The sequence below is a fragment of the Methanolobus tindarius DSM 2278 genome (assembly GCF_000504205.1).
Lineage (GTDB): Archaea > Halobacteriota > Methanosarcinia > Methanosarcinales > Methanosarcinaceae > Methanolobus > Methanolobus tindarius.
Genome location: NZ_AZAJ01000001.1, coordinates 2,118,870 through 2,132,775, shown reverse-complemented (window position 1 = coordinate 2,132,775; position 13,906 = coordinate 2,118,870). Strand labels below are relative to the sequence as shown.

At 39.7% G+C, this 13,906-nt stretch carries 4 protein-coding genes; 1 reads left to right on the top strand and 3 read right to left on the bottom strand.

Annotated features, from left to right (window positions below; translation table 11 throughout):
- Window positions 1–29: 29 nt before the first annotated feature.
- A complete protein-coding gene (locus tag METTI_RS10230; RefSeq protein ID WP_023845747.1) occupies window positions 30–1,238 on the top strand; it encodes an ISL3 family transposase in 1,209 nt (402 codons plus the stop codon).
- Between the two features lie 65 nt (window positions 1,239–1,303).
- Here METTI_RS10230 and METTI_RS10225 read toward each other — a convergent pair whose 3' ends face one another.
- The 3 genes from METTI_RS10225 to METTI_RS10215 all read right to left on the bottom strand — a co-directional run bounded on the left by METTI_RS10225 (window position 1,304) and on the right by METTI_RS10215 (window position 13,834).
- Complete coding sequence (locus METTI_RS10225) at window positions 1,304–2,383, bottom strand: phosphotransacetylase family protein (protein WP_023845746.1); 1,080 nt, start codon at window positions 2,381–2,383, stop codon at window positions 1,304–1,306.
- Window positions 2,384–2,396: 13 nt separating this feature from the next.
- A complete protein-coding gene (locus tag METTI_RS10220) occupies window positions 2,397–4,496 on the bottom strand; it encodes an acetate--CoA ligase family protein (protein ID WP_023845745.1) in 2,100 nt (699 codons plus the stop codon).
- 119 nt (window positions 4,497–4,615) lie between these two features.
- A complete protein-coding gene (locus METTI_RS10215; RefSeq protein ID WP_023845744.1) occupies window positions 4,616–13,834 on the bottom strand; it encodes a putative Ig domain-containing protein in 9,219 nt (3,072 codons plus the stop codon).
- Window positions 13,835–13,906: the final 72 nt, after the last annotated feature.

Here is a 13,906-nt window from a genome sequence, read left to right as displayed (position 1 = left end):
TAATATTCTGTTCATCCAATCCATATTGGATGGACGATAAACTCTTGATTCAAATGGCTCTGGGAATAACCCCTCCATGGTATGTGAAAGACATTGATCTTAATGTTTCTAAGAAAAGAATGGATATTTATCTAGATTTTACCAAGGGAACGAAGTTCCCTTGCCCAGTTTGCAACAAACTGTGTGATCTCCATGATACCAAAGAAAAAGTATGGAGACACCTTGATTTCTTCCATCATGAAACATACATTCATGCACGAGTTCCCCGAACAAAGTGTGATGGAGATGATGTAAAACTTGTTGAAGTTCCATGGACAAGACAAAATACTGGATTTACATTATTTTTCGAAGCACTAATCGTTGCAATGTCCAAAGAAATGAGTGTTTCTTCAATTGCTGAATTGATCAATATTCATGAAAATTCTGTATGGATAATTCTAGCTCATTATGTTGAAGAAGCCAGAGCAAAGATGGATCTCTCTGAGTTAGATACTATTGGAGTAGATGAAATATCTGTCACAAAAGGTCACAGCTATGTGACCTTGTTCTATGATCTAAATCAATCAAGAGTAATTCATATTGAAAATGGCAAGAAAAGAAGTGTTTTCAAGAACTTCAGGGAAGTTCTTTCCAGAAAAATAGACCCTGATAATATCAAGTATATTTCAATGGACATGTATCCTGCTTTTAGGGGTGGAGCAAGGGAATATTTCCCAAATGCTAAGATCGTTTACGATAAGTTCCATATTGTCAAAATGATGAATGATGCAATTGATAAGGTTCGAAGAAAGGAGTATCAAACAAATAAAGATCTGGGTAAAACGAGATTCATGTGGTTGAAAAATCCTGAAAATCTATCGGATAGGGAAATAGCTAAGATTCGATCAATCAAAGATTTGGATACTAAAACAGCAAAAGCTTACAGATTTAAGCTTGGACTTCAACGTCTGTGGGATATAAAAAATATAGAGGTAGCGAGGGAATATCTTGACAAATGGCATTATTGGGGAACACATAGCAACATCAAGGAAATTATCACATTGGCCAAGATGATTAAAAGAAATTCTCATGGGATATTGGAATCAATCAAACAAGGTATCAGTAATGGTGTTGTTGAAGGATTGAACAACAAAATTAAAACTGCTTTTAAGAGATCATATGGATTGAAGACTGAGAAGTGTAGGAATACAATGATATTCTTGATGGCGGGTAAACTTCGTTTACCCACACGATGTTAAAGAGAACCATAAAATTAAATTTTTAGGAAAAAAGGGGATGAGGAAAAGAGAGTTTTGAATCTCCTTTATCCATCCAGTTCCACACCGATGCTTTCTGCAATAGCAGAAATATCAAGGTGGTTTCTCAAAAGCTCAGTAACCCTGTCAAGTTTTACCTGCTGTTTGATATGAGCATGGCCTATGAGGTTTTCCATTCTCTCAATGGTATTCATGGTATCACCGCGAACCAGAATTACAGGAATTCCTGCTTCTTCCGCACTTGCAAGAACAGCACCACTGGGACGCATATTTCCAGTAAGAATCAAACATTTAACTCTTGAATCAATTGCAGCCATCTGTATATCTGCCCTGTCACCACCTGTGATGACAACACTGTTTGGCTGGCGTCTGAAATATTTGATTGCAGAGCCGACTTCCATTGCACCCACAAGATAATTCTCAACAAGCTGGTCCAGTTTATCAGGAGCCACAAGGACTTCTGCATGCAGGTCTTCAACAATTTCGGAAATAAATACTGAGCGCAGAGTATGGTCTTCGTAGATTACACCGAACACCTTTATGCCTTTACGCTCAAGGAAAGGGACAACTATCTCAGTTACCCTGTCCTCCATGTTACGTGGAACCTCATTGAGTATAACACCTGTAAGGGTTGCTTTATCTCCAACAATACGCACATCACAGAGTATCCTGTCGATTGCATTTATGGAATCAAAGCGTGTGACAAGCATCATCGCAATTCCAAGTTTAGATGCAACTTCCGGGTCTGAAAGGCCATACATTGAACCGCCACCGATACAACCGGTGCCCTCAACAAATATTACATCTTTCTCTTTTGAGATCACAGAAAATGCATCTGAAAGTCTTTTATCAAGATCTTTCTCAACACCTTTGAGAGCATCGTCTATGAGACTGTCTGTCAAATGGATAGGAGTTACATATTTTGCAGAATCTTCGATACCCAATAAACTCTTGATACCTTCGGAATCTTCATCCGTAAGTGAACCGTCCACATCTATCAGGAGATTCCCAACAGGTTTCATATAACCGATTTTCAAACCGCTTTCCTGGAATATTTTCCCCAGACCCATACATATAGAGCTCTTACCGGAGAACTCTTCTGATGAACTAACCAATATTGAAGCCATAATTATCATCTCCTTACTCATTCAGATTCAGTGTGAACCTGATATCCATTGCAACACATCCCTGACCTTCAGGCATTACCATTAAAGGATTTATTTCAAATTCTAATATTTCCGGAAAATCCGTAACTAGCTGTGACACTTTCAGCAGAGTACGCACTATTGAGTCAATATCTGATGCCGCCTCACCCCTTACACCTGCAATTAAAGGATAGGTTTTAATCGAAGACACCATGTGTTTTGCCTCCGCCTCTGTGATAGGAGCAACTGCAAACGAAACATCTTTTAAGAACTCAACATAAGTTCCACCAAGTCCAAACATAAGCAAAGGACCAAATTGTGGATCCCTGTCCATTCCAATGATGACCTCTTTTCCTCCGCTTATCATCTTCTGGAGCTGTACACCCGTGATAGTGGCATCAGGCATGTAGTGTCTCACATCCGACATCATAGAGTTATAAGCACGCTCCACGTCATCTGCATGCTTTAGGTTCAGGCGGATACCACCTACATCACTCTTATGTGAAATGTCTGGTGAAAGAATCTTCATGACTATTGGGTATCCCATGTCTTCTGCTGCTTTGACGGCATCTGGAAGGGTTTTTGCTATTCTTGCATCAACAACCGGGATATCATAGGCTTTCAGAATGTCCATAGATTCGAGACCATGCATCCTTCTTTTGTTTTCAGAAGCAGACTCTATGAATGAACGGGCGTAGTTCCTGTCAGCCTTAATCTCTGAAGGCTCACCACGTTTGTGATTCTTAATCGTATAATAGTTGCAGAGCGCATTCATACTTGCAACTGCCCTTTCTGCTGATGAGTAATTGGGAATTCCGTATTTGTTGAGGATTTCCTCACCTGCTGCAATCCTGCTTCCACCTGCAAAGTTACAGAGTATTGGCTTTTTAGAATCCTTGATCTTTTCTGCAACCTTTTCAGCAATACCCGGAACATCTGTCATTGACTGAGGCGAGACGAGAACTATAATTCCGTTTACGTTAATATCATCCAGAACAACATCAAGAGCATGCTCATAAAGGTCAGCACCTGCATCTCCCAGAACATCAACCGGGTCGTAGAAATTTGCAGCCGGTGGTAATTTTTCTCTTAATTTTTCCACTGTTTTCTCTTCAAATGAAGCTATTGAAAGACCTGAATTGTAACACGCATCTGCTGTCAGGATACCAAGACCACCTGCGTTAGTGACTATGGCAATATTCCTGCCTTCAGGCAGGGGACAGACTGAAAATGCACGGCTGTAATCAAGCATTTCCTCAAGTGAATCTGCACGAAGCACGCCACCCTGTTTGAAAGCTGCATTATATGCTGCATCAGAACCTGCCAGTGTACCTGTGTGTGATGAAACAGCTTTTGAACCAACAGAGGTTCGTCCTGATTTTACAATAATTATCGGCTTGGACCGAGATACCAGCTCTGCAATCTTAATGAATTCAGGACCGTCTTTTACACCTTCAAGATAAGCTGCAATAACTGCTGTTGTGGAATCATTCTCAAACAACTGTAAAAAATCATTTTCCGCAAGTACGGCTTTGTTTCCAAGGCTTATAAATTTGGAAAAACCAACTCCGATTCTTTCAGCCCAGTCCAGGGTTACAGTACATATTGCTCCTGACTGGGACATCATGGCTATGTTTCCTTCGTATGCCATGTTAGCCGCAAAAGATGCGTTAAGCCCTGAAGCAGTATCAATTATACCAAGACAGTTCGGACCTATAAGATTAATTCCATATTTTTCACATAATGCTATACATTCGCGTTCAAGACGCGCACCCTCAATGCCGGCTTCCTTAAAACCGGCAGATATGATGATGACATTTCCAACACCTGCCCTGCCACACTCATCAATGGAACTTGGCACAAACTTTGCCGGAACCACGACTATTGCAAGGTCAACCTTTATTTCAGGCGGGACTTCCAGTATGTTATGATAACACGGAAGTCCTAATATTTCATCAACATTAGGATTAATAGGTATGATAGTGAGCTCACTGTTCTGCATCAGATTTTCAAGTACAGCTCTCCCTACTTTACCTTCTTTCCTGGATGCACCGATAACGGCTACAGAATCAGGATTGAACATTTTCTCGAGCATGATTTCTCCCTGCGATTATTCCCTTTTTATTAATAATGTTCAATAATAGATAAAATTAAGGGAGAAAGTTAAAGAAAAAAGGAGAGATTTCCTGTTTCAAGGAAAACTCTGCAAAGCTACTACTTCTGTCTTTCTTTGATTTCAGCGAGTTTCTTTTCATAGATTGCCTTATAGTCGGTGGACTTTATCTCATCCCATTTCACACTGAGAGCTGCATAGTCTTTATTCAGGGATTCGGAACTTAGTTTATGAGCTGTCCATTCTCCTGCATTTTTTATTCCAAGAACGAATGCATGAATTGCCTCATAATATCTTCGAAGTACAGGGGATTCATTTCTGGAACGATAACCTACTGCAGAACCAATTAACAAAATGCCTACAATTCCTATGAAAAGAATTCTTGTATTAAAAGGACTAACTGGTTCCTGTTCAAGTGCCTTGCTCATTATTTCCGCATCGGGAACGTCATTCATAGAATTTAGTTCCGCATTGCTTTCATAGCTCACTTTTGTACTCTGTGCAGTTGACTCAGTAACCGAACTGCGGAGGATTGAAGTGCTGCCCGTGCTTGCAATAGCAAAAGGAGAGAATCCCGGAGTCTGTGCCTTGAAATAGTAATTGTTCACATCGGTGCCTATTCTTGATGTTTTCAATTCACTCCATGAACCACCGGAATACCTGTAAAGTTTTACAGATTCCGGCTCTGCGTTGTTATCCTCAAGCCACTGTTTTGAAACCTTGAATGAAACCTCTGCCGAGGAGAAATAATTTCCTGAATTGAACTTGGTGTCACCTACCCATATGTTGATGTAACGATAAACATTTCCAGGTGGATTGGTGCTTACAAGGGAGGAGCGGTCGTACAATATCTCAATTACTGTCTTTACCTGACCAGCTGCCTTAAGGGCTGTGAACTTCACGGAATCAAGATCGTTTTCTGAATTTGGGAACGCGAACTCTATTTGGGAGCCCTGTGTCACATATTTAATAGAATAATCTTTGTATGCTACATTGTTATAGTCTTCAGCACCGCTGGAACCTCCACCTCCGCCACCACCACTGCTACTGTCTGATGATGAAAAACCGCTGTAATCTGTTACCTTGTTATCAACATCATAGACTCTGATGGTAATAGCCTCTGAATCATTGAACTCCCCATCAGTTACATGGAATTCTATAGAGTAAGAACCTGACTGTCTGTAATTAGGAATCCAATGGAAAAGTCTTGTATCCGGATCCAATGAAGAGCCAGATGGTGCACCACTTACGGTATATGTAAGACTATCATTGTCAGCATCAGTTGCGTTCACATAAAATTCCAGTGTCTCATTCTCATAGATGGAACGTGAACCTATTGATTCCATTTCAGGAGGCATGTTTGTTGGATTTACCAGTACATAAACCGTAGTGCTATCATAAAGTTCACCATCTGTTGTATTGAAAATTATGTAATATTCGCCACTGTCATAATATCCTGTATCCCATACAAAAGTGTCTCCGATTATCTTTCCATTCTCAAAATCTGTTAAGAATGAAAGAGAATTACCATCAGGATCCCCGGCACTCAGGTTTATCTTTACCTGTTCAGTCTCATTCACCTCACACGTGGGTATAAAATCAAATACCGGTGCACGATTTACGTTCTCAACATTGACAAGTACAGTGTCAAAAGCTGTGTATAGCAAATCAGATACACGGAATTCGATGCTATATTCACCTGATTGCTCATAAGTAGGGGTCCATTTAAAAGAACCTGAGGAAGTATTAAAGGTGGCACCGGATGGAAGATCTGTAACTGCATAAGTCAGTGTCTCATTATCCAGGTCAGTGGCATTAAGAGTAAACTCCAGAGTCTCATTTTCATTAATATATTGATTTCCTGTTTTTACTATAGTTGGGGGAATATTCGTATTACCTACAGCAATCATGGCAGTCTTGGAATCAGAAAGCTGACCATCTGAGACTGTAAAAACAATATAATAAATTCCTTTATCATTTATTCCGGGAGTCCATGTGAATATATTGTCTGTGAGCTCACCATATTCCACATCCTTTGAAAAGTTAAGTTCGTCATTATCTATATCATTCGCTGTAAGATCAATAGACAGCGTTTCGAGTTCATTAACAACAATACTATCTATAGGAGAGAGCACCGGGGCTGAGTTAGAACCAGTAACTATTATCTCAACTGTCTGGCTTACTTCTAACTCACCATCGCTGACAGTAAAAGTCACGAAATAACTGCCCTCGTCTTCATAACCTGTATTCCATGTGAAAATACCATCATCAAGAGAACCTGACCCAAAGTCCTTGCTTATCCCAAGTGGTGTATTGTCGGGATCAGATGCGTTCAGATCGAGGACCAAAGTATCATTCTCAGCCACATAGACCGGAGAAGGTATGTCTATTTGTGGTGGTCTGTTGACGTTTGCAACTGTTATTTTTACATTTTCAGTATCCTCTGCCTGACCGTCAGAAACTGAGAATACAACGTAATGTATCCCGGCCTCATCATATGAAGGCGTCCATGTAAAAACACCGGTTGAAGAATCAATTGTGGAATCGCCGGAAGCATCTACCACTGAATAATAAAGAACATCGCCTTCATCTTCATCATTTGCCTGCAGATTTATGGTCAATAGTTCATTTTCATTTACAAACAAGTCACCTATAGGAACCAGTTCCGGAGAGCGATTTACTGAAACAACAGTAATAGTTATGGTTTCAGAATCAGAGAGAACTCCGTCACTCACGCTAAAAGTTACATTATAGGTTCCTGACTGGTCATAATCCGGATACCAGGTAAATTCCTGTGTATCTTCATCGAAATCTGCGCCTGACGGAAGACCCGTTACTGAATAAGTCAGATCATTTAAATCAGGATCAGAACCTGATACTGCAAACCTTAATTCAGAACCTTCGTCAACTGTTTTATCGCCAATAGGAACCAGCTCTGGTGCACGATTTACTGAGCCAACACTAATAGTAATGGTTTCAGAATCAACAAGATAGCCATCACTTACATAGAAAGTTACGGAATAAGAACCTGAATCCTCAAAATCCGGAGTCCAGCTAAACTCACGGGCTTCAGGATCAAAGACTGCACTCTGGGGGAGGGCGTTTGTATAGTAGATTAAAGTGTCACCATCTTCGTCCTCTGCAGACACATTGAATGAAAGTTCTGTGCCTTCATTTACCTGTTTGTTACCGATGTTACCAAGGACAGGAGCACGATTGACATGATACACTGTTATGCTGATTGTTTCGGAATCAGTTAATGAACCATCGTTTACTCCAAAAGTTACGGAATAAACGCCTGATGCATTGTAGTCAGGTATCCAGCTGAAATAGCCTGTATTTTCATCAAAATTAGCATCAATTGGTTTATTTTCAATGTAATATGTAAGATCATCCTCATCCGGATCTGTTCCTGCAATATTGAATGAAAGTTCAGAGTTTTCATTTACAATCTTGTTTCCTATAGGTACAAGCACGGGAGGACGATTCACGGCACCTACTGAAATACTGATGGTTTCGGAATCATTGAGCTCTCCATCAGTAACGGTAAAAGTTACTTCATAAATGCCGGAGTCATCATAACCCGGAGTCCAGATAAAGCTGCGAGTATTTGAATTGAAAACAGCATCATCAGGAAGGCCTGAAGCAAAGTAACTTAGAGGATTATTGTCAGGATCACTGCCATCTATTGTGAATGAAAGTTTCTCACTTTCTGCAACATTCTTGTTTCCTATTTCAGACAACAATGGGGCACGATTTGTATTTTCAACATCTATGAATACGGTTTCGGAATCTGTAAGAGAGCCGTCACTAACAGTAAATGTTACAGAATAACTGCCCTCCTGTTCATAATCAGGACTCCAGCTAAAAGTATAGGAATCTTCATCAAAATCGGCTCCATCCGGAAGCTCAGACGCAGAGTATTCAAGATTATCTTCATCAGGGTCTGCAGCACTTATTGTGAAATTAAGTTCTGAGCCTTCAGCAACTGTTTTATCCCCAATTGGAACTAGTTCCGGAGCACGGTTCACCAGACCTACGCTGATGGTTACCGTCTCGGAATCGAAAAGCTCACCATCACTGACAGTGAAAGTTACGGAATAAATGCCGGATTCCCCATAATCCGGTGTCCAGCTAAATTCATGGGTTTCAGGATCAAATTCTGAAGCATCTGGTAACTCTGTGGCTGAATATATAAGATCATCTAGATCCGGATCTTCAGCACTTATAATGAAAGACAACGTTGTATTTTCATCTACATTTTTGTTGCCTATGTTTGTGAGGACAGGTGGACGGTTGACATTGTTTACCGTAATGGTTACTGTCTGTGAATCTGAAAGGTCACCATCAGTGACAGTAAAAGTAACGTTGTAGACTCCGGATTCATTATAATCAGGAGTCCATACCAACTTGTGCGTCTGGGTATTGAATATTGAACTTTCAGGTTTACCTGTAACTGAATATGACAATGATTCCTCGTCCGGATCTGTTGCTGAGACTGAAATTATCAGTTCAGAATTTTCATCCACAGATACGTCTTCAATATTGGCCATTACTGGAGCACGATTTGTATTCTCAACACCTATGGAAATTGTCTCGGAATCGGAGAGCTCACCATCACTTACAGTAAATGTAACAGAATGGCTGCCTGCCTGGTCATAGTCAGGAATCCAGACAAAAGTGAGTGTTTCTTCATCGAAATCTGCACCTGCAGGAAGAGCAGATGTAGAATAACTAAGACTGTTCTGGTCAGGATCTGTAGCATTAATTGTGAAACTTAATCCTGAACCTTCCACAGCATTTTTATCGCCTATAGACTCCAGCTCAGGTGGACGATTAACAGAACCAACGCTAATAGTAATTGTTTCAGAGTCTGAAAGATCACCATCACTAACTGTAAAGTTGACATCATAAGATCCTGAATCGTCATAATCAGGAGTCCAGAGGAAAGTACGTGTAGATTCATCAAAGTCTGCACCATCGGGTACTCCACTAGCTGAATAAGTCAAAAGTTCAGAATCAGGATCATTACCAATTACTGTGAACGAAAGTTCCTCACCTTCTGCAACATTCTTGTTTCCAATTTCTGATAGTGTTGGGGCACGGTTTGTGTTAGCAACATCTATGGAGATTGTTTCGGAATCATAAAGTTCACCGTCACCTACAGTGAAAGTTATTGAATGACTACCTGCCTGATCATAGTCAGGAGTCCAGGTAAAAGCAAGCGTATTTTCATCAAAATCTGCACCTTCAGGGAGAACAGATGTCGTGTAAGTAAGAGTGGTCATATCAGGGTCGCTAGCATTTATACTGAAACTAAGTTCTGAGCCTTCTACAGCAGTTTTGTCACCAATGTAATCCAGTTCTGGGGGACGGTTAGCAGAGCCAACGCTGATAGTAATAGTTTCGGAATCGGAAAGAGTACCATCACTAACAGTGAAAGTTACATCATAAGCTCCTGAATCATCATAGTCAGGAGTCCAGGTGAAAGTATGTGTAAGTTCATTGAAGTCTGCACCATCCGGGATTCCATTGGCAGAATAATCCAGGGAATCATAATCAGGATCACTGCCAATTATTGTGAATGAGAGTTGCTCTGCTTCATTGACAACTTTATTACCTATAGGATCCAGTTCTGGAGCCCTGTTAACATTCTTAACTTCAATGTATATTGTTTCAGAGTCAGAAAGAACACCATCACTTGCAGTAAAAGTCAGATTATAGGTTCCAGAGTCATCATAACCAGGTATCCAGCGGAATTCATGGGTTATAGAATTGAAACTGCCTACGTTAGACGGATTAGATATCAAATATGTCAGACTATCTTTATCATGATCAGTAGCTGTTACAATAAAGATAATTTTAGAAGTTTCATTGACGGTTATGTTACCAATGGGTGCAAGGAAAGGAGCAATGTTGATATTATTAACAACTATCTGGACAAGTTCAGTGTCAGTGAAGAGTCCATCACTCACTTCAAAGACCACATTATGTGTTCCTGATTGGTTATATGTCGGAGTCCATGAGAACTGACGGTTCTGGTCATTAAATGATGCACCGGAAGGAAGTCCTGATGCAGAATAAGTAAGAGTGTCGCCCGAATCTGCATCACTTGCATTTATAGTAAATGAAAGATATTGATTTTCATCAACGGTTTTTCCACCAATTGTATCTAGAACAGGCGGTACGTTGGTGTTACCTACAGCAATTTTTATGTATTCCGTATATGTCAGATTGCCATCTGAAACTGTGAAGCTTACATCATAAATTCCACTATCATCATAACTGGGCGTCCAGATGAAAACGTTGCCTTCAAGATTACCAAAGGATGCACTTGTCTCATAAGTCAGTAAGTCATCATCAGGATCGCTGCCATCTATCTGGATTACCAGCTCTTGATTTTCATATACAAGTTTATCAGATATCGGTTGAATGAAGGGCGCACGATTTGTATTAGTTACAGTGACGATAGCAACTGCCGAATCCGAAAGGTTTCCGTCAGTTACAGTGAACTCTATTGCATGAACACCCGATTGGTTGAAATCAGGAATCCAGGTGAACACATTATCTTCCATACTTGCAGAAGTAACATTGTGACTAAAGTAGAGGGAATCACCAAAGTCAGGGTCATTTGCTGAAAGAGTAATCACAAGAGCTGAATTTTCAGCAACGGAATAGGAACCTGGAGATGTTAGAACAGGAGCCCTGTTGACATTATTCACAGTTACCACGGCAACTTCAGAGTCAGATTCATTTCCATCACTTACAGTAAATTCAATGGCATAAACACCGGAACTTTCATAGTCAGGAGTCCAGGTGAAGATACTGTCATTTAGGTTTCCAAAGCTAACATTGCAATCATAATCAAGAGTGTCTTCTGAATCAAAATCTGCTGCATCCAGAGAAATTATTAGCGATGAATTTTCATCTACACTATAGGACCCAATGGGTGAAAGATCTGGAGCACGATTGACATTATTTACTGTCACAGTAACAATTTCGGTATCTGAATCAAATTCATCACTTACAGTAAATTCAATTATATAAACTCCTGCATCATCGTAACCTGGAGTCCAGGTGAAAATGTTGTCAGACACATGACCAAATGTAACGTTACTTGAATAGATCAAATTATTGCCATCGGGATCTGAACCCGGCAAAGTAATTGACATAAGTTCATTTTCATTTATCTCTAAATTTTCAATTGAGGATAGCACAGGAGCACGATTTATATTTTCAACGTTGATGACTACTGTTTCAGAATCTGAATCCATGCCATCTGAGACTGTGAATTCAACAACATGAATTCCGGCAGAATCATAGTCTGGCTTCCAGGTGAAGACAATTCCTGATAAATTTCCGAATGTAGCATTGGTTGAATAAGTTAAGTTAGCATCATTATCTGCATCTGTTGCAGAAAGAGTAATTATTAAAGTGTCATTTTCACTGATATATTTCTCACCGATTTCTGTCAGGACCGGTTCATTATTAACATTGCTAACAGTGATTGTTATTACTTCATAATCCACGAGCGAACCATCACTCACATTAAATTCAACATTGTAAATACCTGAATCATCAAATCCAGGGATCCAGGTGAAAACATCCCCTGACAGATTACCAAAACTGGCATTAAAACCATAGGTCAAAGAGTCTTCAGAATCCGGGTCTGTAGCCGAAAGAGTAATCTCAAGAAGAGAATTTTCCAAAACTGATTGGGAACCTATACCCTTAAGATCAGGGGGACGGTTTGTATTATTCACGATTATAGTAGCAATCTTTGAATCTAAATCAATACCGTCACTTACAGTAAATTCTACATCATAAGTGCCAGCATCATCAAATTCAGGAATCCAGGTGAAAGTGTTACCTGAAATACTGCCGAATGAAACATTGGATGAATATGCCAAACTATTTCCATCGGAATCGTTGGCTGATAAAGTGATTGAGAGAGAGTCGTTTTCATTAACCTCAAAATTACCTATGGGATCAAGAACAGGTGGACGATTAGTATTTCCAACATTAATAATCACGGTTTGTGAATCTGTATCCATTGTGTCGTTTACAGTGAATTCTACAACGTAAGTTCCGGCTGAATTATAATCGGGAGTCCAGGTGAAAATACTGCCTGACAATTCGCCAAATGTAGCATTGGTTGAGTAACTAAGAATGGCACCGGAATCGGAATCATTTGCAAGGAGAGTCAGCTCCAGAGTTTCGGTTTCATTTACATATTGTTCAGTAATTTCTTCCAGAACCGGAGCTTGATTGAGATTTGTAACTTCAATATAAATGGTTTCAGAATCACTTTTATCTGTAGAGGAGGCAATGAACTCTACAATATAGTCGCCTGAATCTGAATAATCAGTAACCCATTTAAACTCGCCTGAAGTTTCATTCAATGTAGAATTATCAGGAAGAATTTCAGAAGAATATGTAATTGGATCATTATCCAGATCTGTTGCCTGAAGCAAAAATGAAAGAGTTTCGGTTTCATTTACCGATTTATTACCTATAGGCAGAAGTTCTGGCTTATGGTCAATAACTGCTGCTATTTCCTTAACAAATATAGTTGCAGAAGTAAAATCTAATGCGTAACCGTCAGAAACCGAGAAATTTGCACTATGATTACCAATATCAGTTTCAGCTGGTGTCCATGAAAAAGATCCGTTGCTGGAATTGAGTAAATAGCCTCCAGGAAGCCCTTCCACAGCATAACTCAGATTTATATTATCCATTTCATCCTGATCTGTTGCAGAAATAGTAAAGTTCAGGTTTGAACCAATATTTACGGTCTTATTCTCAATATCGTTTATTACAGGTGGAGAGTTTACCCTGACAGAACCATTAACAACATAGCCAGCAGGGAATGAACTTGTATTGTTTGAAAATGAAACATTTCTGAGTACAATATCATAAGTATTGCCACTGACCAGCGATCTGAACATCAGGTTGGCAATGTGAAGTTCATCTTCACTTGAAAGATTATCGAAATAAAATGTAGTATTGGCAAAACCTGTAGAGTTATCAAGATAAGAATCAGGATCCGAACTTTGCATTGTAATGTTGGCAGAAATATCTTCAATATGGATAGACGAATTATCAAAGAGAATATCAAAAGACAATAACCCGATATTTGTAATGTTATCTACAAACACGGGAAGTGAGAATGAAACTCCAGGATTAACTACAGTTGAGCCTACAATTACTGTTTCATTCGAATATGCACTGGCAAATACGGACAGCAACAATATTGACAAAGCTATACTTATGAAAATAAAACCTATTTTTTTACATTTTTCCGTTCCTTTAGGAAACATGCTTTTCCCCCAAAGCATTCTTAAAGGAGGATGAAACTGCCTTCTAATATAACGTTTTTATTGGTGTACCCC

Coding starts and splice junctions, on each gene's coding strand:
- METTI_RS10230 (WP_023845747.1), top strand. CDS start 30: ATGGACGATAAACTCTTGATTCAAATGGCTCTGGGAATAACCCCTCCA.
- METTI_RS10225 (WP_023845746.1), bottom strand. CDS start 2,383: ATGGCTTCAATATTGGTTAGTTCATCAGAAGAGTTCTCCGGTAAGAGC.
- METTI_RS10220 (WP_023845745.1), bottom strand. CDS start 4,496: ATGCTCGAGAAAATGTTCAATCCTGATTCTGTAGCCGTTATCGGTGCA.
- METTI_RS10215 (WP_023845744.1), bottom strand. CDS start 13,834: ATGTTTCCTAAAGGAACGGAAAAATGTAAAAAAATAGGTTTTATTTTC.